The organism is Kribbella sp. NPDC104218 (assembly GCF_055584105.1).
This window is the reverse complement of the sequence record NZ_JBVJMQ010000007.1, coordinates 1-23,078: the sequence shown is the minus strand read 5'-3', so window position 1 is coordinate 23,078 and position 23,078 is coordinate 1. Positions and strand designations below refer to the sequence as shown.

Below are 23,078 nucleotides of genomic sequence, written 5' to 3'. Positions count from 1 at the left end.
CAGGAGATGGCGGCCTGGTGAACGCCGCTGATCAGGTGGGGACGGCGGCCAGCAGTTCGCGGGTGTAGTCGTGGTGTGGGGCGTCGAGGACGGCGGTTGTTGGGCCGTGTTCGACGATGCGGCCGTGGTGCATGACCGCGATCTGTGTGGCGACGTAGCGGACGACGGCGAGGTTGTGCGAGATGAAGAGCATTGAGAGGCCGAGTTGGGTTTGCAGGTTGCGGATCAGGTTCAGGACGGTGCCTTGGACGGAGACGTCGAGGGCGGCGGTGATCTCGTCGGCGATGATGACTTCGGGGCGGCCGGCGAGGGCTCGGGCGAGGGCGACGCGTTGTCGTTGGCCGCCGGAGAGTTGGGCCGGGTACTGCGTCGCGCGGCTCGGGTCGAGGTCGACGAGTTCGAGCAGGCGGGCGGTCTCGGCGCGCCGGTCCGCCCGGGAGGCGCGGGGCATCGGCTCGGCGATCGATTGGCCGATCGACATCCGCGGGTCGAGTGACGAGTACGGGTCCTGAAAGACGAGCTGGACCGGACTGCGGAGGCCGACCGGCCGCTCGCCGAGCAGGACCCGGCCGGACGTCGGCGTGACCAGCCCGACCCCGGCCCGGGCCAACGTGGACTTCCCCGACCCGGACTCGCCGACCAGCCCGACGATCTCGCCGTCCGGCACGGTCAAGCTGACGTCGTCGACGGCGATGCGGCTGCCGTAGCGAACGGACACCTGATCGAAGCGCAGCATCAAGACTCCTGGAGTGCGAGGGCGGCCGGAGCGGGATGCCAGCAGGCGATCCGCCGTCCGTCCGACGAGTGGACCAGTGCTGGCTGTTCCGCGGCGCAGTGCGCGTCGGCCAGCGCGCAACGCGGTGCGAACGAACACCCCGCTGACACCTCCTGCGGATCAGGCATCCGCCCCGGGATCACGGTCAGCGGCAGCTGCAGATCCGACTCCATGGTCGGGACGGCGGCCACCAGCGCCCGCGTGTACGGATGCCGAGCACCCCGGGCCAGCTCCGCCGCCGGGAGATCCTCGACGATGCGCCCGGCGTACATGACGAGCACCCGATCACAGACCGAGCTGACCACCGTGACATCGTGGCTGATCAGCAGCAGCGCCACGTCATCGGCCGCGCGGATCTCGGCCAGCAGCTGCAGAATCTGCTGCTGCACGGTCACATCGAGGGCGGTCGTCGGTTCATCGGCGATGATCAGCGCGGGCGTCCCCATCAGTCCCATCCCGATCATCGCGCGCTGCCGCATCCCGCCGGAGAACTCGTGCGGGTACTGACGCGCCCGCCGCTCCGGATCGCTGATCCGCACCGCCCGGAGCCGATCGATCGCCCGCACCCGGGCCGCCTTGCGGCTCAGCCCGCCGTGCTCCCGAGCGCCTTCAGCCAGTTGGGATCCGATCCGCTGTGTCGGGTTGAACGCCGTCATCGGATCCTGGAAGACCATCGCCAGCGACGTCCCCAGCAGCCGCCGATGCGCCTGAGCCTGCAGGTCCGCGCCCTGGAAGTGCAGCCGTTCGGCCCTTACCTGTAAGGGCTCCTCGACCAGCTGCGCGATCGCGAGCGCGGTCAGCGACTTGCCTGAACCCGACTCGCCGACGACGCCGACCGCCTCGCCACGCGCGAGTCGCAGGCTCACCCCACGCACCGGCTGCGCGCCGTCCGGCAGTGTGACGGTCAGGTCGCTCACCTCCAGCACCGCGTCGGACGGCACCGAAGAATCAGGACGCCGGGGGAGTCGCGGCAGCGTTCGCACGAGCGGTGTCGTCAGCCCGATGCCCTTCGCCAGCGCCTCACCGAACAGGTTGAACGCCAGCCCCGCGACCACTACCGCGACCCCGGGCGCCAACGCGGCCGCCGGCGTCACGTAAATCCCGGCGAGCCCGTCACCAAGCAGCCGCCCCCAGTCGTACTGCGGCGCCTGCACACCCAACCCAAGGAACGACAACCCGGCAAAGGCGAGCAAGGCACCGCCGGCGCTGATCGTCGCGTTCACGATCAACGGCTCCGCGATATTCGGCAGCACATGCCGCAGCAGCACGCGGAACCGGCCGACCCCCGCGGCCCGCGCCGCCGCCACGAAGTCGCGGTCGATCACCCCGGCGACCAACGTCTGCGTCAAACGAGCGAAGGACGGCGCACTGGCCAAGCCGATCGCCAGCACCGCACCTTGGGCCCCGACGCCGAAGATCACCGCCAGGAACAACGCGAGCAACAACCCGGGGAACGCCACGGTGACGTTGACGAAGGCAACGACCGACCGGCCGAGCCGCTTCCCGACCAAGGCCGGCAATGCCCCGAGCGCGAGCCCGACCACGACCGCGATCAGGGTCGCGAGCAGGGCCAGCTCGACCGAGAGCCGAGTGGCGACGAGGACGCGGAAGAACAGGTCACGGCCCAGGTCGTCGGTACCGGCCCAGTGCTCGGCCGACATCCCTTCGCGGATGGCGTCCGTGTCGACCCGATCGGCCTGCGCCGACCACAGGATCGGTGCGAGAACGGCCAGCGCGAGGACGCCGAACAACAGCAACCCGGCACTCGCGCCGACCGGAGTCCGCAGTACCGACAGCCAACGAGACTTGGTCATCAGCTCTCCCTGATCGTCGACCGCGGGTCGATCAGCGCGAGCGCGATGTCGACGACCAGATTCACCACGAGGACGCCGACGCCGTACACGAGCACGATCGCCTGCACGACCGGGTAGTCGCGCGCCAGGATCGAGCTGATCATCGTCGTCCCGAGGCCGGGCCAGGCGAACACGTTCTCGACCAGGACCGTCCCGGCGACCATCACGCTCAACAGCAGACCGCCGAGCGTGAGCGTCGCCGTCAGCGTGTTCGGCAGCGCGTGCTTGAGGTAGACGGCGGCGGCCGGCAGCCGCTTCGCGCGCGCCGTCCGCACATAGTCGGCCTGCAGCACGCTCCGCAGCTGGACCCGAACGATCCGGCTGAGCACCGCGGCCGGCCCGATCGCGAGCGCCAGCACCGGCAGCACGTACGACGACGCCCCCGACCGCCCGGCGACCGGCAGCCAGCCCAAGCTGACGCCGAAGACGTACACGAGCCCAACAGCCAGCAGGAACTCCGGAATCGCACCCAGGATCACGCTCGTCGTCGTGAACGACAACTCGGCCCGCCGAGCCCGCCCGCCGCGCGTCAGCACACCCATGAAGACGCCGAGCGGGATGGCGATCGCGACCGCGACGAGAAAGGCCAGCACGGCCAGCGTCGCCGTGGTCGGCAGCCGCTGACTGATCACCTGCGACACCGGCAAGCTGGACACCAGGCCGGTCCCGAAGTCACCGGTCAGCACACCTTGCAGGTAATGCAGGTACTGCGACCACAGCGGATCATCCAGCCCCAGCGCCGCCCGCTTGGCCGCCACCACCTCCGCGGTGGCGGTCGGCCCGAGCACAGCCCGCACGGGATCGCCGGGGACCAGATGGATCATCAGGAAGGCCGCGGTGATCAGCACCCAGACCGACACCACGATCCGGCCCAGCCGCCGGGCGGCGAAGCGCACCCAGGTGTTCTCCAGGACGCCGGCCCGCGGCGCGGCAGCGGCCGTCGCCATCAGCCGGCCAGCATCCGGATACTCGTCGGCACCAGGCCGCCGATGTTCTCGAACCGCGCGCCCTTGCCGAAGGTCTGCAGGACGTCGTTCGCGAACGGGACCACATCGACCTCGGCGATCAGCTTGGTCTCGGCCGCCAGCCACTGCGCGCAGCTGTCCGCGCCGGGCAGCTTGGCCGCGGCGGCGACCGCGGTGCTGTACGCCGCGTTGTCGACATGGGCGAAGTTCGTCCCGGCCGGCGGGACCGGCCCGGAGACGAACGGGACCAGCTGATCGGGTGAGCTGGTGTTCACGCCGATCCACGCGATGTCCCAGTCGCCGGTGCCGAAGAGCGTGCCGTTGATCGCGGAGTTGTCCTGCGGTTTCGCCGTGACCTTGACGCCGAGCTCGGTCCAGGTCTTGGCGGCGAGCTCGGCCGCGGCCGAGATCCCGGTGCCGAGCGCGGTGTTGAAGGTCAGGGTCAGCGCGAGCGGTTTACCGGCCTTGGCGCGGACGCCGTCCGCCCCGGGCACCCAACCGGCCTGGTCCAGCAGTCGCTTCGCCTGCTCGGCATCATGGGCGGGCAACGCGGCAGTCACCGAGTTCCCCGGGCAGGCCAGCGGGACGACGGACGCGAGCGTGGTCGGCGGCGTACCGGCCCCCGAGGTCATGACCTTCGCAAGCTGCGGCAGGTCGACGGCGTGCGTCAGGGCCTGGCGGACGGCCTGGTCGGCGGCCGGGCGACCCGGCGCCTGGTTGAACCACATCTCGCCGACGAGCAGCGGCATCTTGGCCGAGAACAGGTCTGCGGCCTGCAGACGCTTGGCGTCGGGGCCGATCACCGTGCCGCCGTTCAGGTCGCCGGCGAGCAACAGGTTCGCGGCGGTCGTCGCGTTCGGGACGATCTTCGCGACCACCTTCCCTGGCAGGCCTTTGGTGTCGGAGCCGAGCCCGTCGGGGCCCCAGGCGTAGCCGTCGCGTTTGGTGAACGTGTACTGGTCGTTGGCCGCGACCGAGGTCAGCGTGTACGGGCCGGTGCCGACCATGCCGTGCGCGAGGGCCTTGCGGTCCTGCAGGCCCTTGGCACAGACCATCGCGAGCCGGGCCAGCCCGTTGAGCACGAACGAGCCGAGCCGCGGCGCCGTCAGCGTGACCGTGCCGGCGTCGTCCGCGACCGCTTTCGATCCGGCCGGGAGGTAGGTGCCGAGCAGTGGGCTCTTGTTCTTCGGGTCGGCGACCCAGGCTACGTTTGCGACGACGTCCGCGGCCGTGAATGGCGTCCCGTCGGAGCAGGTCACGCCCGGCTTCAGCGTCAGCCGGAGCCGGTTGCCGTCGACCTGCCAGGCGGTCGCGAGCCCGGGCAGAACCTTGCCCTGGGCATCGATATGGACGAGCGGGTCGTACCCGAACCGGCCCAGCTGCTGGACCCAGCTGTTCGCTCCGGCCTGCGGATCGAGGTTGCCGGGATCCGAGTCGATGTTGAAGGTGAAGGTGGCGCCGTCGACCAGGGCCTGGTCCTCGGCCGCGGGGCTCGCGCCGCCGCAGCCCGCGGCCAGCAGCGCCAGCACGCAGACCGCGCTGGTCGCACCGATTCTTCTCATGGTTGTTCTCCCCTTGCGGGACTGGCTGGTCGTCACTGACTCCAGCAGGGTGGGTGGACGTCGTCCCACCGGGCGGCGCCCTCGAGCTGCGCGGCGAGCGCGAGCAGCTCCAGGTCGTGGCGAGGACGGCCGACGAGCTGGACGCCGTACGGCAGCCCGTCGGGATCGAGATGGGAGGGCAGTGCGACGGCCGGCTGCCCGGTCAGGTTGGCCCACGGGGTGTGGACCGACCACTCGAGCATCCGGTCGATGACGGCCTCGATACCGTCGGCCTCGAAGTGGCCGATCGGCACCGGCGGGCCGCTGGTGACGGGGGTGAGCGCGACGTCGACGTCCGCGAAGGCGGACAGGAACGCGCCGGCGAAGCGGACCATGATTCCCTGCGCGGTCAGGACGTCGGCGCCGGACAGCTCGGCGCCGATGCCGTTCAGGAACTGCGTGTACGGCGTGACCAGATCCGCCCGGTCGGCGGGGACCATCGTCTCGACCACCAGGTTGACCAGGTAGCCGAAGTGGGTGCGCATCGCGCGGCGGACCGACTCGTCCCAGCTGGCCGGGATGCGGATCTCGCGGACCTCATGTCCCAGCTCCTGCAGGAGAATCGCCGTCCGCTCGACGGCGAGCACCGTCTCCGGATGCGGGGTGATGCCGTCGAGACCGGTCTCGGTCCAGACGGCGATCTTGAGCGGGCGCGGTGGCCGCTTGATCGCCTGGCCGAACGACTGATCCGGCCGCCAGCCGTGCAGGTCGCCCGGCCAGGGCTGGGCCATCACGTCGAGCAGCAGCGCGGCATCCTCGACCGTACGGGCGATCGGCCCCTCGACGGAGGTCGGGAAGAAGGATCCCGCCGGGACCGCGGGCGTGACCAGGCCCAGGCTGGGTTTCACACCGACCAGATGACAGGTCGTGGCCGGCGTCCGGATCGATCCGGCGCCGTCGCTGGCATGGGCCACCGGCAACAATCCGGCCGCGACGGCGGTCGCCGCGCCGCCACTCGACCCGCTCGCGTACCGCGTCAGGTCGTACGGCGTGACCGACGGTTGAGCCGTGACGTCGTTCTCGGTGTAACAGGTCGAGCCGAACTCAGGAGTGTTCGTCTTGCCGACGAGCACCGCGCCGGCCCGCCGCAGCAGGCCGGTCGCCCAGCCGTCCGCCTCGGGAACGGCGTCGGCGAACGCGGCCGACCCGAACGTCGTCCGGACGCCGGCCGTCGGGAACAGATCCTTGATCCCCAGCGGCAGTCCGCGCAACGCGCCCGCGGTCCAGGTGTCGTCGGCCGCGGCGGCCTCGGCCATCGCCAGATCCGCCGAGACGCTGACGAAGGCCCCGAGACCCTCGTCGTACTTGGCGATCCGCTCCAGGTAGTGCGCGGTCAACTCCCGCGAGCTGAAGTCGCGCGCCCGCAACCCCGCGACCTGCGCCGCCGCCGACAGCTCGTGCAGTTCGTTGCCCACCACACCGACCCCATTTCGCTACACCATGCAGTTTAAGTAATGTAGAGCTGTCCCTCGGTCGAGCACAAGGGATCGCGGGAAGTCAGCTCGCCGCGGCGAGGATCTCCAGGATCGCCGCGTGGACGGCGGCCGGATTCTCCTGCGGGACAAGGTGTCCGGTGCCGGCGGCGATCTCGACCCGGCCGCGCGGGACGGCGGCCATCAGATCGGCAGCCGCTTGGTTGAACGCCGGGCGGCGGTCCTTCATACCGCGATCGACCCGCCCGGCCTGCAGGCAGATGGTCGGTACGTCGGGCGTCCCGGCGTCCTGCAGCCGGCGCATCGTGGCGAGGGCCGGGATCACCTGTCGCGCCTCCCGCCGGGCGGCGCGCATCGCGCGGGCGCAGGCGTAGTCGCGGGCCAACAGCTCGCGGTCGGCCGTGCTGATCTCGGGAGACCAGTGCGCGATGGTCTGCTTCATGACCAGGCCCTGGCCGCCGAACCGGGCCAGTAGGCCCATGATCGCGAACGACGCGGACAGGACTCGGCTGTCGCTCGCGGGCATCACCTCGACGATCGTGGCGTCGATGAAGACGAGACCCGCAACGCGTTCCGGATGCCGCTCGGCGAACAGCCGGATGATCGGGCCGCCCCAGCTGTGCCCGACCAGGACGACCGGCGCGGTCTCGCCGACGGCGTCGAGCAGGGCGGTCAGGTCGTCGGCGATGCGTTCGAGCGTGCGGTGGGCCGGGTCGACGTCGCTGCCGCCGTACCCGGCTCGGTCGTAGGAGAGCGTTCGGGTGTGGACGGCGATCGCGCGCTGGGTATGGGCCCAGGAGGCGGCCGGGGCGCTCATCCCTGCTTCGAAGACGACGAGCGGGCCGTCGCCGCTGCCGGCGGTGATCGTGCGCAGTCGGCGACCGTCCGGGAGGACGACGTACTGCTCGGTCAGCCCGGCGCCGGGGTACAGGGACATGGCATCACCGTTTCGCTGGGGACCCCGCGGTCAGGACCTGGTGGACGACGGCGGCGAGCGCGTCGAGGAACTCGGGAGTGAGCGGCTGGCGGGCCGCGATCCGCCGGTGCATCAGCGGGCCCTCGACCAGGTCGCCGACCAGGGCGCGATCGGTGGTGGCGGCGATCTCGCCGCGCTCGATCGCCCGGTTGAGCGCGTCACTGAGCGCCGTCCCGCGCCCTTCGCCCATCCGGCGGAAGGCCAGCTCGGCGTCCGGATCGCGTTGCAGGTCGGCGGACAGCGCGACCGCGCCGTCGATCCAGGACGAGGACCAGGACTCCGCGAAGGCGCCGAGGATCGAGCGCAGATCGGACAGCAGTGAGCCGGTGTCGCGAGCGACGATCGGCGGCAGGTGCTCGGTCAGCGTGTCGACGACCAGCTGCGCCTTGCTCGACCAGCGGCGGTAGACGTCGGTGCGGTGCGCGCCGGCGTGGTTGGCCACCTCGGCCAGCGTCAGCGCGTCGTAGCCGCGCTCGGTGAGCAGCTCCCAGGTCGCTTGCAGCAAGCGCTGTTCGAGTTCGGGGTTGCGGGGACGTCCGGCCACAGTGATACTCCATTACGCTACGCCGTGCAGTGAATTCACTCTAGAGCTTTCGTGAGCACTTTGCCAGAGGGGTGTGCGATGGATCTGACCCAGGGTTTGCACCGGGCCGTTCAGCAGCAGCCGGACGCGGTCATGACGATCTGTGGCCCACGGCAACGAACCTTCCGGGAGGTGGCCGATCGGGTCGCCCGGCTGGCGGGTGCGTTACGCGGGCTCGGCGTCAGGTCGGGGGACCGGGTGGGAATCCTCGCGCTCAACTCCGACCGCTACTCCGAGTACCTGATCGCCGTCCCTTGGGCGGACGCCGTCCTGAACCCGGTGAACATCCGCTGGAGCGCGGCCGAGATCGCTTACTCGCTGGCGGACTGCGACACCCGGACGCTCTTCGTGGACGACGCGTTCGCGCCGATGCTGCCCGCGCTGCGGGCGAATGTGCCCGGCCTGACGACGGTGATCCACGTCGGCGACGGCCCGGCGCCGGACGGCGCTCTCGACTACGAGAGCCTGATCGCGGGCGCGGTGCCGATCGTGGACGCGCATCGTGGCGGCGACAAGCTGGCCGGCGTGTTCTACACCGGCGGGACGACCGGGTTCCCGAAGGGTGTCATGCTCTCGCATGCGAATCTGGCCACCTCGTGGCTCGGGTCCGCCGCCACCGGGTGTTTGCCGACGGCCGATTCGCGCTCGCTGCACTGTGCGCCGATGTTCCATCTGGCCGCGCTCGCGGTCTGGGGCTCGACGCTGCTGATGGGCGGGAGTCATGTGATCGTGCCGAGTTTCAAGACCGCCCCGGTCTTCGAGGCGATCGCCGCCCACGGCGTGACCGACGTCCTCGTCGTCCCGACGATGATCCAGCTGATGGTCGACGATCCGGCGATCGGCGACTACGACCTGACCAGCCTGCATGCCGTGCTGTACGGCGCCTCGCCGATTCCGGCCGCGGTGCTGGAGCGCGCGATGAAGGTCCTGCCGGATGTGACCTTCACGCAGGCGTACGGCCTGACGGAGACCGCTCCGATCGTGACCGTCCTGACCCCGGCCGATCACCGGCGCGGGCTGCTCCGCTCGGCGGGTCGTTCCGCACCGCACAACGAGCTCCGGATCGTCGATCCACTCGGCGCGCCAGTCCCCGCCGGGACGGTCGGCGAGATCGTCGTCCGCGGCGATCATGTCATGCACGGCTACTGGGACAAGCCGGCCGAGACTGCCGCGGCGATCCGGGACGGCTGGTTCCACACCGGCGACGCGGGGCAGCTGGACGAGAACGGCTACCTGTACGTCGTCGATCGGATCAAGGACATGATCGTCAGCGGCGGTGAGAACGTGTACTCGGCCGAGGTGGAGAACGCGATCGCGCGGCATCCGGCGGTGGCTCAGTGCGCGGTCATCGGCGTACCGGATGCGGAGTGGGGTGAGCGGGTGCACGCGGTCGTCGTCCCGCAGCCCGGCATCAGCCTGACGCTGACCGAGGTGCGCGACCATGTGAAGACGCTGATCGCCGGCTACAAGGCGCCGCGATCGCTCGAACTGGTGGAAGCGCTCCCGATTTCGGGCGCCGGGAAGGTTCTCAAGCGGGAGTTGCGCGAAGTCCACTGGGGTGCCGCGGATCGCCAAGTCCACTAGGTCTTTGAACAAGGTCTGAAACAAGTTCCGGAACCGGCGGGGTGTTGACCGGGAGCGCTCCCAATTTCATCCTCTAGCTGCCGACTCCCCGCCCCCGGAGGACATCATGTTCAGACGCGTCACAGCCCTGCTCGCGATCAGCGCCACCCTCGCGTTCGGCGTACTCGCCCCCACCGGCAGCCAAGCTGCCACGACCGCCATCGGCGGCAGTTTCGTCGACAACTTCGACGGTTTCGACACCGGTCGCTGGCACAAGGCCGACGGCTGGAGCAACGGCGGCATGTTCAACGCCGGCTGGCGTGCCGACCACGTCTGGTTCAACGGCGGCGTGATGGGCCTCAACCTCGACAACGCCTCCTGCCCGGGCGGCTGCTCCGGCAAGCCCTACGCCTCCGGCGAGCTACGGACCAACGACCTCTACTCCTACGGCCGCTACGAAGTGCGGATGAAGGCCGTCAAGGCATCCGGCACCGTCACCGGCTTCTTCACCTACACGGGCCCGAGCGACGGCCAGCCGTGGGACGAGATCGACATCGAGATCCTCGGCAAGAACACCACCCAGATGCAGACCAACTACTTCACCAACGGCGTCGGCGGCCACGAGAAGATCATCAACCTCGGCTTCGACGCCGCAGCCGGCTACCACGACTACGCGATCGAGTGGTGGAACCAGGGCACCATCAACTGGTTCGTAGACGGCCGCCTCGTCCACCAAGAGAACGGCTCCCGCGGCCCGCTCCCAACCCACCCAGGCCGCCTCATGCTCAACCTCTGGCCGGCCACCGGCGTCGACAGCTGGACCGGCCCCTTCACCTACCCCGGCACCACCCTGACCGCCTCCTTCGACTCCGCCCGCTACACCAAGTACTGATCCCTCACCCGGGCGCCGTCCTGGCTTGGTTGAGTCAGGCGGCTGCCGGGTGGCGGTGGGTGAGTAGGGTTTCGGCGGTTTCGGCGATTGTGTCCTCGATGGGGCGTGGTTGCCAGGCGAGGAGGCGCTCGGCTTTTGCGCTGGTGGCGTTGAAGTCTTGGCCGAGTTGGGGGCGTAGGGCGCGTAGTTGGGGGTTGAAGCGGCTCATGAAGCGCGCGAGGGGGAGTGGGAGCTCGCGGGTCGGGGCGCTCGCGGCGCGGTCGCCGAGTCGTCGGCGGAGGATGCGGGCGACCTCGACGATGCGCAGGCTGGGGCCGGCTGATGCGAGCCAGCGTTCGCCGGCTGCGGTCGGCTCGGTCATCACGCGTAGGTGCAGGTCGGCGACGTCGCGGACGTCGACCCAGCTGGTGCCGAACGGCGGGCAGGCGGGCAGATCGCCGTCCAGCATGCTGCTGATCGTGCGTAGCGACGGCGGGTCGTCCGGCCCGAGGACCGGGCCGATGACGGCGACCGGGTGGACGGCGGTCAGCTCGAGTGTGCCGCCTTCCTCCTCGATGAACTGCCAGGCGGCGCGCTCGGCCAGCGTCTTCGACTTCTGGTACGGCGCGATCTCGGCGTCGACGTTCGTCCAGTCCGCCTCGGTGAACGGCGCCTTCCGGCGCGGGTGCCCGTAACCGATCGCCCCGAACGCGCTCGTCAGCACCACCCGGCGTACCCCGGCATCGCGGGCCGCGCGCAGCACGCGCAGGACGCCGTCCCGCGCGGCGCTGACCATCTCGGCCTCGCTCGCCGGCCCGTTCCGCAACGTCGGCGACGCGACGTGCAGCACGTACTCGCTGCCCGCGACCGCCTCCGCCCAGCCGTCGTCGCTCTGCAGATCCGCGCGGACGACGGTAAGCCGCGCGTCCTCGAAGTCGGCGGCGGCGTGCAGCTGAGCGCGCAGCGCCGGCTCCCGATCCAGGCTGCGGACGGTCGTCCGGACGTCGTGCCCGGCCTGCAGCAGCGCGAGCACGCACCAGCCTCCGATGAATCCCGAGCCTCCGGTGACCATGACCTGTGACATCTCTGGTGTCCTCCTCTAAGCTATGTGGAGAGTTCTCCATTTACAGTAGTGGAGAGTTCTCCACTTAGCAAGGAGAGGTCTGTCCGTGGTTCGTTCCGACGCTCGTGAGAACCGGGCCCGCATCCTCGCCGCCGCCCGCGAAGCCTTCGCCGCGGACGGCGCGACGTCGTTGAACCAGGTCGCGCAGCGCGCCGGCGTCGGCGCGGGCACGCTCTACCGCAACTTCCCGACCCGGGAGTCGCTGGTGCTCGCCGTCTATCAGGACGAGGTCGACCACATCACCGACGGCGTGACCCAGCTACTGGCCGAGCTGCCGCCGTTGGAGGCGCTCCGCCAGTGGACGACCGGCCTGGTCGAGGCGATGCGCCGCAAACACGGCCTGGGAGACGCGCTCAGCCCCGCCGCCCACCAGGCGATCGCCGAGCAGACCTATGAGCCCGTGGTGGCAGCCATCGGCCGGATCCTCGACGCGGGCAAGCGGGACGGGAGCATTCGCGCGGACGCCGACCCCGGCGACTTCCTCCAGCTCACCGGCGCGCTGTGGCGGGCCGCGCCGGGCCCCGAGGATCGCTCGCCGCGGATGCTAGCCCTGATTCTCGACGGACTCCGGCAATAGCCCGGCGACGGCTTCGAGGAAGGTCGCGCTGACGCCAGCTGGGTCGGCCAGGCAGCCGGCGGCCATTGCACCGTCGCGGAGCATGACGAACTGGAGCGCCCGGACCGAAGGTGCGTCGAATTGCGCGAACAGCTCGGTGACCGTGGTCTGGAACCAGGCGCGGTGGGCCAGCACGGCTCGGTGCACCGGGTGCTCAGGGTCGGGGTACTCCGCGGCGGCGTTCAGAAAGGCGCAGCCGCGGAACACCGGGGAGCCGATGCCGGCTGTGATCGATTCGGCGATCAGACGGACGACGTCCGCCGGTGCGCGGCCGCTGTCGACGGCCGCGCCGACCTGGTCGCGCTCCATCTGGCTGACGCTCTCCAGGTAGGCGACGACGAGGTCGTCCTTGCTGGGGAAGTGCCGGTAGAGCGTGGCGCGGGTGATCTGCGCCTCGGCGACGATCCGGTCGATACCGACGGCGTGCAGGCCTTCGGCGTAGAAGACCTGCGTCGCGGTCTCGAGCAGGCGGGTGCGCGCGGCGGAGGTCTTGGTCATCACCTCCGAGAATAGCCGACAGAACGTTCGGTCTAGCTCAGGCCGGGTAGCGCAGTCCTTCGGCGCCGGTCTGGATCCAGTTCGGGTACGCCGGCGGCAGGGCGCTGGCCGCGTCGAGTTCGGCCAGGTCCTCCGCGGTCAGCGTGAGGTCGCTCGCGGCCAGGTTGTCGGTGAACTGCTCGATCTTGCGGGCCCCGACGACGACGCTGGTGACGGCCCGCTGCGCGAGCAGCCAGGCGATCGCGACCTGGCCCGGGTTCGCGTCGTGCCGCTTGGCGACGGCGCGGACGACGTCCAGGACGTCGAAGCCCTTCTCCTCGTCGAACGGGACGAAGTCGATCCCGGTCCGGGCTCGTCGTGAGCCCGGGTCGGTGACGCCGCCGCGGTCGAACTTGCCGGTCAGGAATCCGCCGACCAGTGGCGCCCAGATGGTCAGGCCGACCCCTTCGGATTCGGCCATCGGGACCAGGTCGCGCTCGGCGTCCCGGCCGAGCAGCGAGTAGTGGACCTGGTTCGCGACGAATCGCGCCGAGTGCTCGCGCTCGGAGATCCCGAGCGCCTTGGCGACCTGCCAGGCGGCGAAGTTCGAGCAGGCGGCGTACCGGATCTTGCCCTGCCGGACGGCGTCGTCGAGTGCGCCCAGCGTCTCCTCGATCGGCGTCAGGTGGTCGTGGTTGTGCATGTAGTAGACGTCGATGTGGTCGGTGCCGAGCCGGCGCAGGCTGTCCTCGAGCGCGTTCATCACGTGCAACCGGGAGGCGCCGCGCGCGTTCGGCCCGGCGGTCGCGCCGACCGGCGCCATGAACTTGGTGGCCAGGACGACGTCGCTACGGCGCTGCCGGATCGCCTGGCCGAGGATCTCCTCGCTCTCGCCGTCGGAGTACACGTCGGCGGTGTCGATGAAGTTGACCCCGGCGTCCAGCGCGGTGCCGACGAGCCGGTCCGCCTCGGCCTGCCCGAGCATGCCGAGGTTGCTGTAGACGGGGTGGGACGCGCCCCCGAACGTCATCGCGCCCAGCGAAATCTCCGAGACCCAGACTCCGGTCCGGCCGAGCAGTCGATATTTCACGGTGATCCATCCTCCTGAACAGTGTGTCCGGACAGTGTGTCCAAAAACCATGCTACATGATGTCCGGACAAGGTGTCTTAAAACTGTTTCCGCCGGTATGCTCGGCCCATGCCATCGATCACCCGCCGGAGCGGCGCGCAGCCGGGCCGCCCCGCCACCGCGGAGGCCGAGCTGCTGGCCGCGGTCCGGCGGTTGCTGGCGGGCGGGTCGACGTTCACCGAGCTCGGCGTCCAGGCGATCTGCAAGGAGGCCGGCGTCGCTCGCTCGACCTTCTACATCCACTTCAAGGACAAGGCCGACCTGCTGGTCCGGCTCGGCGCCGAGATGACGAGCTCGTCGTACGTCGTCGCCTCGGCCTGGGCGCCGACCGACGGCCCTGACCGGCTCGCCGAGACCTTCCTGGAGGTGCTCGGCGTCTACCGCGCGCACGGCGCCGTCCGTCGAGCGCTCGCCGAGGTGGCGGCGTACGACGAGACCGTCCGGAGCTTCTGGGAGGCCGAGCTGGCGCCGTTCAGCACCCGGACGAGCGACCTGCTTCGCGCCGAACAGGCCGCCGGCCGCGTCCCGGCCGATGTCGACCCGGTCAGCGCCACTCGGATCATCGTCCCGGGCGGTGAGCGCGCGATCGCCGACCAGCTGGAGAACGGCGACCCCGCGGAGGACGCCGTCTTCGCGCGCGAGCTCGCGCTGATCTGGTGGTACGGCGTCTATCGGCGCCCGACCTTCAAGCGCGAGTGAGGAACTCTTCGTACTGCTGATGGACCTGCCGCCACAGCTGCTCGCGCTGCGCGCCGCCGTACTGCGGGAAGGGGAGGTGGTACTCGTCGGCGAGTAGCGCGAAGTAGTCCGCCGGCGTCTCGACGATGAGGTTGTCGTCGCGCTCGGCGAGGACCTCGGTGTGGCTCAGTGAGCGCAGGACGAGTAGCGATTTCGCCTTACGTCTAAAGGCAAATGCGGTGCGGACGAAGCCGGCTTCGGGGTCGGTCGACAGGATCGCGTGCTGGGCGGCGAACTGTTCGAAGCTGACCGGCCGGGCGGCGAAGTCCATCCCGGTGATACTTGCCCGCGGGTCGTGATCGAGGCGCCATCCGTGGGTCTTCTCGGAACGCCGGAGCCGCAGGTCGAACGGCTCCTGATGCCATGCGCTCGCCTCCAGCGGAATCGGCCGCAACAGCGCCCCGCTGAGCCCGGCGTCCACGAGCCAAACCCGCTCCGGATCGTCGGCCAGTCCGGTGACGGTCAGCACCAGATGCGTCCCGTCGACGTCGCCAGGCCGAGTCGGCGTCTCGACGCCACCGGCATGCATTCTGACCCGGTACCCGAGGTCGGTCAGCAAGCGAGCCAGGACGCCGTTCAGCTGGAAGCAGTACCCGCCCGCCTCACGGTCGACGATCCGCCGCGCAGTCTCATCGAGGTCGAGCGGCGCACCCGGCGTCAGCTGAAACTGGATGGACTCGTATGGGATCTGATCGACGTACGCCTCGTGTAACCGCGCCAAGGCCTCAACTGCTGGTGGACCGTCGTGCCGCACGCCGATCCGCCGTAAAAGCGCACCAGTATCCATGCTCTCCTAGACCAGCGATCGGTCGCGCCTGTGACGGGGCGCTTACATGCTCTTGCAGTTATATAGCCAACTGGGTATGTTGGATCGTGTGAGCGCACCCTTCGATGTTCTGGCCGAGCCGCGGCGGCGGCAGATTCTCGAGTTGCTGCGGCAGCGGCCGCGGCTGGTCGGTGAGTTGACCGTCGAGCTCGGCGTCAGTCAGCCGGGGGTGTCGAAGCACCTGCGCGTCCTGCGGGAGGCGGGGCTGGTCGGCGTCCGGCAGGATGCGCAGCGGCGTTGGTACGAGCTCCGGCTGGAGCCGTTGCGCGAGCTGGATGCCTGGCTGCACCCGTACCGGCTGCTGTGGGACGGCGCTCTGAACGACCTCGAAGACCACCTGGATCGGATGGAAGGCTGACGATGGCGAACGAGACCCTGCGCAGAATCGAGGGCCGCTCAGTACTGCGGATGGAGCGCCGGCTGCGCCACCCGGCGGAGAAGGTTTGGCGCGCGCTGACCGACCCGGAGGAGCTGGTCCACTGGTTCCCCGCGACCGTCCGCCTGCAGCCGCGGATCGGCAGCCCTGTCGAGTACCTGATGGACGGCGAACCGGGCGGCGACGGCGAAGTCCTCGAGTTCGACCCGCCGCGCGTTTTCGCGTTCACCTGGAGCGGCGAAGTCCTCCGCTGGGAGCTCCTGCCAGCAGACGACGGTTGCCTGCTCGTCCTCAGTCACACCTTCGACGACCACTTCGGCGCCGCCAGCTTCGGCTCCGGCTGGTCCCTGTGCCTCGACGCCCTCGACCTTCGCCTGGACGACAAGCCGATCGACATCGAGCCCGACACCGGCCCCCTCCATGACCGCTACCTCGCCCTCCTCGAACTCGACGAGGGCACCGCCGAAGAAACCGCCGACGGCTGGCAGGTCCGCTTCGAGCGCCAACTGACCCGCCCCGCCGAAACAGTCCGCCCCGAACTCGCCACCTGGCAAGACGAAAACCTCCACTGGGAGCTGAACCCAGGCACCGGCCACGGCGCCCGCCTCGTCCTCACCCAGTCAGGCCTCGCCACCCCCGACAAAGCCCTAGCCGCCTGGCGCGAACGCCTCAACCGACTCGCCGCAGATCTCCTCGAAACCCCGCCCGCGAGCGACAGATAGTCACCGCCGATGTGGCCACGGTGACTGCCGTGGCCACCGGGCAACGTCGGCGGTTCTGGACCCTCGCTTAGGTGGTGGGGGAGGTGGTAGGACGGGCGGATGGGATCGTTGCTTTCGGCCGCGGCGGAGCCGATTTATCGGGCTGCCGTCGTGGGGGGAAGGGTGCGGTTGGCGGAGTTGGCCGAGCGGGCCGGGGTGGATTGCGAGGTCGCGGCGCGCGAGGTGGAGGTACTGGCCGGGATCGGTCTGCTCGACGTCCGGGACGGGATGATCGAGGCGGTGGCGCCGCGGATTCCGTTGGAGCATGTGGCGGCCGAGCATGTGAAGGCCGCGGACGCCGCGCGCCGGTTCGCTTCGCTGTTCGCCGAGATCTGGAGCGAGGCCGACGATCGGCTGAACTTCGTGGAGGTGATCGCCGACGAGGTCCGGATCAACGCCGTCGAGGCCGAGTTGATGGGCGATGCGAGCTCGACCGTCGACGGTTTGTGTATTGGTCCGGTCTCGCCGCGGAAGGTGCAGCCCGGGATGAAGATTCCGCCGCCCAGGGTGGCAGTCGGCTTCCTCGACGCGTTGGAGCGCGGCGTCCGGGCGCGTGGGTTGTACGGCGTCTCGGTGCTCGAGGACTTCGAAGGACTGGCCGCCGTCCATCAGTGCATCGCGGCCGGCGAGCAGGCGCGTGTCTTCGCGCAGGTTCCGCTCAACCTGATGTTGTTCGACGACAAGCGGGCGCTGATCACGGTCCCGGGTCAGCAAGGGGCGCGGCGGTCGGCGATCGTCGTCCATGAGTCCGGCCTGCTGGACTGTCTGATCGGGCTGTTCGAGGTGTTCTGGCAGATGGGCGTGCCACTGTCGACGGAGTCCCAGGGGGTCGATGCCCTGGATCGTCCGGGGCCGGGAGAGCAACAGTTGCTGTCGTATTTGGCTGCCGGCCTGACCGATGAGGCGATCGCGCGTGACTTGGGTGTGAGTGCACGTACGGTCGGACGGCGGATCGCTCGGCTCGAAGAGGTGCTCGGCGCGCACAGCCGGTTCCAGCTGGCCGTCCAAGCGAGCCGCCGCGACTGGATCTGAGCCGAACGGCCCCGGCACGCAGCCGCGCCGGGGCCGTCCAACAAGGTCACTCAGACACGGACGCCGTGAACGCACCCGATCCGGAGTCGGACTTCACCTGCAGGCGGTAGGTCCCCGCCGTGTTGTTGTAGGTGAACGACTCGTCCGGGTTCGGACTGGTGCCCTGGGCAACCGTCACCCAGTAGTAGCCGAACAGCTGCTGCTGCAGGTAGACGTCGAAGTCGCTGCCGGTCGGCCCGTCGAGGCAGACCTTCAACTGACCCGCATCGCTGTCACTGAAGGCCGGGAAGGTCTTGGTCCCGCCCGAGGTCAGGGTGCCGTTGTACTTGAGGTCACCGGTGCAAGCCCCGCCACCGCCACTGCTCGAGACGACCCACGAGAACGTGACGCTGGCCGACTTGCCCGCGGCGTCCGTGACCTTCGCCGTCACCGACGAGGTGGCCGCGGTGGTCGGCGTCCCGGAGATGAGTCCGGACGACGAGTTGACCGTGAGACCGGCCGGGAGACCCGTCGCCGACCACGAGTACGGCGTACTGCCGCCGGTCGCTGCGAGCTGCAGCGAGTCCGCCGTACCGGCCGTGCTCGTCTGCGCGCCCGGGTTGGTGACGGTCGGGGCGCCCGGCTCGGGGTTGCCGGTGCCGCATGTCTCGCTCGTCGCCGCGACCGAGATGGCCGTGAACGCCTTCTCCACCGCCAGGCACTCGGCCGAGCCCTGCCCGTAGAGGTCCTTGGCCGACTTGATCGCGCCGGTCCGAGCGTTGGAGTACTTGCTCGACGACGTCAGGTAAGTCGCGAGCGTGCGGTACCAGATCTTCTCCGCCTTCGCGTGCCCGATGCCGGTCACGGCCGCGGCGCCGCCGCAGGTGGGGGAGTTGTAGCTGACGCCGTTGATCGTCTTGGCGCCCGAGCCCTCGGAGAGCATGTAGTACCAGTGGTTGAGCGGGCCCGAGGAGTAGTGCGGGTCGAGCCCGCCGAGGCTCGAGGACCAGCAGTCCTTCGACACGCCGTCCTTACTCGGCTTGTCCATGTAGCGCAGCGGCGTCCCGTTGCCGTGGATGTTGATCTCTTCGCCGATGAAGTAGTCCGGGACGTCGTTGGGGTTGTCGACGTAGAACTCGACGGCCGTGCCGAAGATGTCGGAGGTCGCCTCGTTCAGGCCGCCGGCCTCGCCGCTGTACACGAGCCCCGCCGTGTTCTCGGTGACGCCGTGGCTCATCTCGTGGGCGGCGACGTCCAGCTCGGTGAGCGGGGCGGCGTTGTTCGCGCCGTCGCCGTACGACATCTGCGTGCCGTCCCAGAACGCGTTCACCATCGCATTGGCGAAGTGGACGCGCGAGCGGGCGCCGCGGCCGTCGTTCCAGATGCCGTTCCGGCCGAGCTGGGTCTTGTAGTAGTCGAACGTCTTCTGCGCGCCGTAGAGCGCGTCGACCGCCGCGGACGCACGGTCGGACTGCGCCCCCGTACCCCACTTGTCATCGGCGTCGGTGAAGATGTCGCCGTCCGGGCCCTCGCCGGTGTTGGGGTTGCCCTGGTTGTGGACGTCGGTGGCCGTGTTGCCGGCCGCGTCCCGCATCTCGAATCCGCCACCGGACTTCGCGGTGGTGTTGATGGTGACGTTGCCGACGTGGATGCCGTCGCCGGTCCCCGTCTTGATCTCGTCGTCGGTCAGGAGCACGGCGCCGGTCGCGGCATCGACGTACGTGTGCAGCCGGGTCGGAACCTGGTTCGCCCGCAGGCCCGTGGTCAGGACGTCGTACGCCAGCTTGGGGCCCTGGTCGGTCACCAGGACGACCAACTCGTTGCGAGCCGTCTTCTCCTCCTTGGTGGCCTGCGCGGTGGCGAGGCCCTTGGCCTGAGCGGCCGCCTTGGAGATCTTCGGGGTCCGGGACGCCGGGGCGATGTTCTTGTGGCCGCGGTTGTACACGACCTCCTCGATCGCACCCTTCGCGTCCTTGTGCGCCACGAGGTCGCCGCCGATGACGCGGAGCCCGTCGAGGGTCCGCTCGTACCGCACATGCGTGCCGCCGTCGGCGTCCTCGATCACCGCCTTGACGCTGAGCTTCTCACCCGGCGCCAGCCCCAGCGCCGACGCACTCGCCAGGGTGCGCGTCTGCTCATCGGCGGCCAAGGACCTCGACTCGTGGGCGACGGCGCCGGGCGGCGTCCGGTCGGCGCCACCGGCGAAGGCGGGCGTCACCACCAGCCCGGCCACGAGGAGACCGCCGAGCGCGGTCACCCTGCTTCTGCTTCGATTCACAACTGCTCCTTAGGCGGGGTCGACGATCGGCCGACCAAAGGTGCGCCGGCCGCATCGGGGACATCGACCGCGACCGGCGCCTGGGGTGCTCCGAGTTTGCGGACCCCCTCCCACCGGCGGAAGGCGTCACCGTGACCGAGATCGGCACCGCCGATTTACGACATCGTTGCCCAGGGCACCCGCCGGCTGTCACAGGATCGGCCGACGTCCGGTCTTAGCTGCCAACAGCGTCTGCGCAACAGGAGGTTGGTCGTGAAGATCGTCGTGATCGGCGGTACCTGGGGGCTCGGGGTGGCCATCGCGCAACGGGTCCGGGCTGCCGGGCACGAGGCCGTCTCGACGTCACCCAACAACGGGGTGAACCCGCTGACCGGGGAGGGGCTGGACGAGGTGCTGCAGGGGGCGTCGGTCGTGGTGGACCTGACGAACAACCCCTCGGTCGAGGACAACGATCAGGTGGAGCTGGTCCGCACGTCCACCGCCAACCTCCTGCGCGCCGAACGGGCCGCCGGCGTCGATCATCATGTCGTGTGGTCGGTCCTGGGGGCCGAGCGGGCACCGGAAGTCCCTTATTTTCAAGCGAAACTGGTGCAGGACGAGATGGTTGTGAGCTCGGGTGTCCCGTTCTCACTGGTCTACGCCGCGCAGATGTACGAGTTCCTGCAGTCGCTCGAGATCTCCTTCGACGTCGGTGGCGTGCTGCGAGTGCCGCCGATCGACTTCCAGCCGCTCGCTGCCGCGGAGGTCGCCGGGCAGCTGACCCGGACCGCTCTCGGCGAGCCGCTGAACGGCCGGGTGGAGATCGCCGGACCGGAGCGGTTCCGGATGGACGAGTTCTTCCGTGAACTGCTGGCCGAACGCGGCGATCCGCGGCCGGTCGAGACCGACCCGAACTCTCGGTGCTACGGCGGGGTGACCGGCAAGGAGGTGCTGGTTCCCTCCGGCAACGCCGTGCTCGGCACGATCCGCTTCGCCGACTGGGCCAAGAAGTAGCCGAACACGGCGTCAACGAACAGGAGGATGGTTGTGAAGATTGTCGTGATCGGCGGTACCTGGCTACTCGGGTCGCTGGTCCTGCAGCGCTTGACCGCTGCCGGGCATCAGGTCGTCGGGACGTCGCCCAACAGCGGGGTGAACCCGTTGACCGGCGAAGGGCTGGACCAGGCGTTGGAGGGGGCGGAGGTAGTGGTCGACCTGACGAACTCGCCGTCGTTCGAGGACACACCCCAGGTCGAGCTGTTCCGGACCGCCATCGCCAACACCCTGCGTGCCGAGAAGGCGGCCGGCGTCCGTCATCACGTCGCCTTCGCGGTCGTCGGCACCGAGCGCTCGCCGCAGGTCCCGCACTTCCGCGCCAAGATCGCCGAGACCGAGTTGATCAAGGACTCCGGCGTCCCCTACTCCCTGGTCCACGCCACTCAGATGTACGAGTTCCTCCGCCCGGTCGGCGACTCCTTCGACCTCGACGGCACCCTCCGGGTCCAGCCGATCGACTTCCAGCCCGTCGCCGCCGCCGAGGTCGCCGACCAACTCGCCAAGACCGCCGTCGGCGAACCACTGAACGGCCTGATCGAGATCGCCGGGCCCGAACGAACCACCATGGACGCCTTCTTCCGCACCGCCCTCGCCCTCCGCGGCGACCCACGCGAAGTCGTCGCCGACCCCGACGCCCGCTGCTACGGCGCCGTCCTCGCCCAGGACGCCCTCGTCCCCGCCGCCAACGCCGTCCTCGGCACGATCCGCTTCGCCGACTGGGCCGGGAACTGACGACTTTGGTGGGTCTTCGGACAAAAGTATGTCGCGAACCGTAGAAAGTTCGGCGCGTCTCTGCAAGGGTTTTCCGTGGCTCTGTCACGAGCACTCAGCACCGTCGACTCTCCCGTCCTAGTCGAAAGGCGCGACCCCTATGCATGACAAGGAAGAGCAGGCTCCGGCCCGGTTCACCCGCCGCAACGTACTCACGGCGTCCGCGAGTGCCGCTGCTGCGCTCGGCGCGGCCGGACTGCCGGTTCTGGCCACCGCAACTCCGGCCTTCGCCGGCGGCGACCACGGTCACGGTCGTGGCCTGCGGGCCGAGCCGCTGATCCCGTCCCGTAATCGCGGGATCATCCTGTACAGCGTTCGCGACCGGATCGGCGCCGCCCCGGACAACAGCGGTGTGCCGTACGGATTCGAGCGGGTGCTGGCCCGGCTGGCCGAGATCGGCTACCGGGAGGTCGAGTTCGCCGGCTACACCCAGAACACCGCGGTCCTCGGCCGGCAGATCACGCCCAAGGAGATCCGCAAGATCCTGGACGACAACGGGCTGGTCGCCAACGGCACCCACACCCAGATCAGCCCGGACACGTTCGAGCAGCAGATGGACATCGCCCAGGAGCTGGGGATGAAGCACATCGGCACCGGCGGCGACCCCGCGTACAGCGCGTACAAATCAGACTGGGACGCCGCCGCCGACGTCTGGAACGAGCTGGGCCGTCGCGCCAAGGCGCGTGGCCTGCGGCTGTACACCCACAATCACGACGAGGCCTACGACTTCCTGCTGGACACCGGCCCCTTGGACGCGGCCGGCAAGCCGACCCGGTCGTCCGGGATGCGCCGGCTGGAGTACTTCTTCGGCAAGGCCGACCCGCGCTACGTGTTCTTCGAGATGGACATCTACTGGGCCTACGTGGCCCGCTTCAAGCACCGCACCTACATCGACCGCCGCGGCAACCAGCAGACCAACCTCTTCGACCCCATCCTGGCCGTGGCCCCGCGAACCACCCGCTTCCCCCTGTTCCACGCCAAAGACGGCGACCGCAACCCAGCAGCCCCCGACGGCTACGACATGGTCCCCCTCGGCGACGGCCACATCAACTTCCAGCAGTTCTTCCAAACCATCGGCGCACCAGACCTGCACCACGCCAATTGGGAACACGACGAAGCCTCCGGCGGCGCATCCGCCCCCGCACAATCCCTGAACTTCGCCGCATCCAGCTACACCAACATGTCCGACCTCACCATCTACCGCCACTAACAGCGCAGACCGCCGGGGGGGGGGGGGGGGGGGGGGGGGGGGGGGGGGGGGGGGGGGGGGGGGGGGGGGGGGGGGGGGGGGGGGGGGGGGGGGGGGGGGGGGGGGGG

At 69.7% G+C, this 23,078-nt stretch carries 22 protein-coding genes; 10 read left to right on the top strand and 12 right to left on the bottom strand.

Going from position 1 to position 23,078, the window contains the following annotated elements; all coding sequences use genetic code 11:
• Nucleotides 1–31 precede the first annotated feature (31 nt).
• From ACZ6ZD_RS36910 to ACZ6ZD_RS36880, 7 genes are all read right to left on the bottom strand, one after another.
• Nucleotides 32–736: an ABC transporter ATP-binding protein gene (locus ACZ6ZD_RS36910; RefSeq protein ID WP_465679186.1), complete on the bottom strand. Its 705-nt coding sequence runs from the start codon at nucleotides 734–736 to the stop codon at nucleotides 32–34.
• The gene (locus tag ACZ6ZD_RS36905) at nucleotides 736–2,589 is read right to left on the bottom strand and encodes a dipeptide/oligopeptide/nickel ABC transporter permease/ATP-binding protein (protein ID WP_465679185.1); all 1,854 of its coding nucleotides are present in this window, start codon (nucleotides 2,587–2,589) and stop codon (nucleotides 736–738) included. The genes ACZ6ZD_RS36910 and ACZ6ZD_RS36905 overlap by 1 nt, the downstream gene beginning before the upstream one ends.
• Entirely contained in the window at nucleotides 2,589–3,575 is a 987-nt protein-coding gene (locus ACZ6ZD_RS36900; RefSeq protein WP_465679183.1) for an ABC transporter permease, read from the bottom strand. The genes ACZ6ZD_RS36905 and ACZ6ZD_RS36900 overlap by 1 nt, the downstream gene beginning before the upstream one ends.
• The gene (locus tag ACZ6ZD_RS36895; protein ID WP_465679182.1) at nucleotides 3,575–5,155 is read right to left on the bottom strand and encodes an ABC transporter substrate-binding protein; all 1,581 of its coding nucleotides are present in this window, start codon (nucleotides 5,153–5,155) and stop codon (nucleotides 3,575–3,577) included. Before ACZ6ZD_RS36895 ends, ACZ6ZD_RS36900 begins: the two co-directional genes overlap by 1 nt.
• Nucleotides 5,156–5,187: 32 nt before the next feature.
• The gene (locus ACZ6ZD_RS36890) at nucleotides 5,188–6,612 is read right to left on the bottom strand and encodes an amidase (protein ID WP_465679181.1); all 1,425 of its coding nucleotides are present in this window, start codon (nucleotides 6,610–6,612) and stop codon (nucleotides 5,188–5,190) included.
• 79 nt (nucleotides 6,613–6,691) lie between these two features.
• Entirely contained in the window at nucleotides 6,692–7,564 is an 873-nt protein-coding gene (locus tag ACZ6ZD_RS36885) for an alpha/beta fold hydrolase (RefSeq protein ID WP_465679180.1), read from the bottom strand.
• A 4-nt stretch (nucleotides 7,565–7,568) separates the two neighbouring features.
• Nucleotides 7,569–8,147 carry a TetR/AcrR family transcriptional regulator gene (locus ACZ6ZD_RS36880; RefSeq protein WP_465679178.1) on the bottom strand — a complete coding sequence of 193 codons (579 nt, stop codon included), beginning with the start codon at nucleotides 8,145–8,147 and terminating at the stop codon, nucleotides 7,569–7,571.
• A gap of 78 nt (nucleotides 8,148–8,225) precedes the next feature.
• On the opposite strand from ACZ6ZD_RS36880, the gene ACZ6ZD_RS36875 reads away from it, so the two are divergent.
• Nucleotides 8,226–9,770, top strand: coding sequence for an acyl-CoA synthetase (locus ACZ6ZD_RS36875; protein ID WP_465679177.1), 1,545 nt, complete (start codon nucleotides 8,226–8,228; stop codon nucleotides 9,768–9,770).
• 106 nt (nucleotides 9,771–9,876) lie between these two features.
• Complete coding sequence (gene bglS, locus ACZ6ZD_RS36870) at nucleotides 9,877–10,641, top strand: beta-glucanase (RefSeq protein WP_465679176.1); 765 nt, start codon at nucleotides 9,877–9,879, stop codon at nucleotides 10,639–10,641.
• A gap of 34 nt (nucleotides 10,642–10,675) precedes the next feature.
• Here bglS and ACZ6ZD_RS36865 read toward each other — a convergent pair whose 3' ends face one another.
• On the bottom strand, nucleotides 10,676–11,704 hold the full coding sequence (locus tag ACZ6ZD_RS36865) for an SDR family oxidoreductase (RefSeq protein ID WP_465679175.1): 1,029 nt from the start codon (nucleotides 11,702–11,704) through the stop codon (nucleotides 10,676–10,678).
• Nucleotides 11,705–11,789: 85 nt separating this feature from the next.
• Here ACZ6ZD_RS36865 and ACZ6ZD_RS36860 point away from each other — a divergent pair, with 85 nt between their 5' ends.
• Nucleotides 11,790–12,320, top strand: a complete 531-nt coding sequence (locus ACZ6ZD_RS36860; RefSeq protein WP_465679173.1) for a TetR/AcrR family transcriptional regulator — start codon at nucleotides 11,790–11,792, stop codon at nucleotides 12,318–12,320.
• Here ACZ6ZD_RS36860 and ACZ6ZD_RS36855 read toward each other — a convergent pair.
• Both ACZ6ZD_RS36855 and ACZ6ZD_RS36850 read right to left on the bottom strand, forming a co-directional pair.
• Nucleotides 12,288–12,857 (bottom strand): TetR/AcrR family transcriptional regulator, encoded by a 570-nt coding sequence (locus tag ACZ6ZD_RS36855; RefSeq protein WP_465679172.1) that lies wholly within the window; start codon nucleotides 12,855–12,857, stop codon nucleotides 12,288–12,290. The genes ACZ6ZD_RS36860 and ACZ6ZD_RS36855 overlap by 33 nt on opposite strands.
• A gap of 37 nt (nucleotides 12,858–12,894) precedes the next feature.
• On the bottom strand, nucleotides 12,895–13,926 hold the full coding sequence (locus ACZ6ZD_RS36850) for an aldo/keto reductase (protein ID WP_465679171.1): 1,032 nt from the start codon (nucleotides 13,924–13,926) through the stop codon (nucleotides 12,895–12,897).
• A 108-nt stretch (nucleotides 13,927–14,034) separates the two neighbouring features.
• Between ACZ6ZD_RS36850 and ACZ6ZD_RS36845 the strand changes: the two genes are divergently transcribed.
• The gene (locus ACZ6ZD_RS36845; RefSeq protein ID WP_465679169.1) at nucleotides 14,035–14,664 is read left to right on the top strand and encodes a TetR family transcriptional regulator; all 630 of its coding nucleotides are present in this window, start codon (nucleotides 14,035–14,037) and stop codon (nucleotides 14,662–14,664) included.
• Here ACZ6ZD_RS36845 and ACZ6ZD_RS36840 read toward each other — a convergent pair.
• Complete coding sequence (locus ACZ6ZD_RS36840) at nucleotides 14,651–15,490, bottom strand: arylamine N-acetyltransferase family protein (RefSeq protein WP_465679168.1); 840 nt, start codon at nucleotides 15,488–15,490, stop codon at nucleotides 14,651–14,653. The two genes, ACZ6ZD_RS36845 and ACZ6ZD_RS36840, sit on opposite strands and share 14 nt — an antisense overlap.
• 88 nt (nucleotides 15,491–15,578) lie before the next feature.
• Between ACZ6ZD_RS36840 and ACZ6ZD_RS36835 the strand changes: the two genes are divergently transcribed.
• From ACZ6ZD_RS36835 to ACZ6ZD_RS36825, 3 genes are all read left to right on the top strand, one after another.
• The gene (locus ACZ6ZD_RS36835) at nucleotides 15,579–15,887 is read left to right on the top strand and encodes an ArsR/SmtB family transcription factor (protein WP_465679167.1); all 309 of its coding nucleotides are present in this window, start codon (nucleotides 15,579–15,581) and stop codon (nucleotides 15,885–15,887) included.
• 2 nt (nucleotides 15,888–15,889) lie between these two features.
• Nucleotides 15,890–16,627: an SRPBCC family protein gene (locus ACZ6ZD_RS36830; RefSeq protein WP_465679166.1), complete on the top strand. Its 738-nt coding sequence runs from the start codon at nucleotides 15,890–15,892 to the stop codon at nucleotides 16,625–16,627.
• A gap of 99 nt (nucleotides 16,628–16,726) precedes the next feature.
• Nucleotides 16,727–17,698, top strand: coding sequence for a helix-turn-helix transcriptional regulator (locus tag ACZ6ZD_RS36825; protein WP_465679164.1), 972 nt, complete (start codon nucleotides 16,727–16,729; stop codon nucleotides 17,696–17,698).
• A gap of 46 nt (nucleotides 17,699–17,744) precedes the next feature.
• Here the strand turns inward: ACZ6ZD_RS36825 and ACZ6ZD_RS36820 are convergent, their stop codons facing one another.
• Nucleotides 17,745–19,955: a M4 family metallopeptidase gene (locus ACZ6ZD_RS36820; RefSeq protein WP_465679163.1), complete on the bottom strand. Its 2,211-nt coding sequence runs from the start codon at nucleotides 19,953–19,955 to the stop codon at nucleotides 17,745–17,747.
• Nucleotides 19,956–20,207: 252 nt separating this feature from the next.
• Between ACZ6ZD_RS36820 and ACZ6ZD_RS36815 the strand changes: the two genes are divergently transcribed.
• From ACZ6ZD_RS36815 to ACZ6ZD_RS36805, 3 genes are all read left to right on the top strand, one after another.
• Nucleotides 20,208–20,948 carry an SDR family oxidoreductase gene (locus ACZ6ZD_RS36815; RefSeq protein WP_465679162.1) on the top strand — a complete coding sequence of 247 codons (741 nt, stop codon included), beginning with the start codon at nucleotides 20,208–20,210 and terminating at the stop codon, nucleotides 20,946–20,948.
• Nucleotides 20,949–20,981: 33 nt separating this feature from the next.
• Nucleotides 20,982–21,722: an SDR family oxidoreductase gene (locus tag ACZ6ZD_RS36810; protein WP_465679160.1), complete on the top strand. Its 741-nt coding sequence runs from the start codon at nucleotides 20,982–20,984 to the stop codon at nucleotides 21,720–21,722.
• 139 nt (nucleotides 21,723–21,861) lie between these two features.
• Nucleotides 21,862–22,971, top strand: a complete 1,110-nt coding sequence (locus ACZ6ZD_RS36805) for a sugar phosphate isomerase/epimerase family protein (protein WP_465679159.1) — start codon at nucleotides 21,862–21,864, stop codon at nucleotides 22,969–22,971.
• Nucleotides 22,972–23,078: the final 107 nt, after the last annotated feature.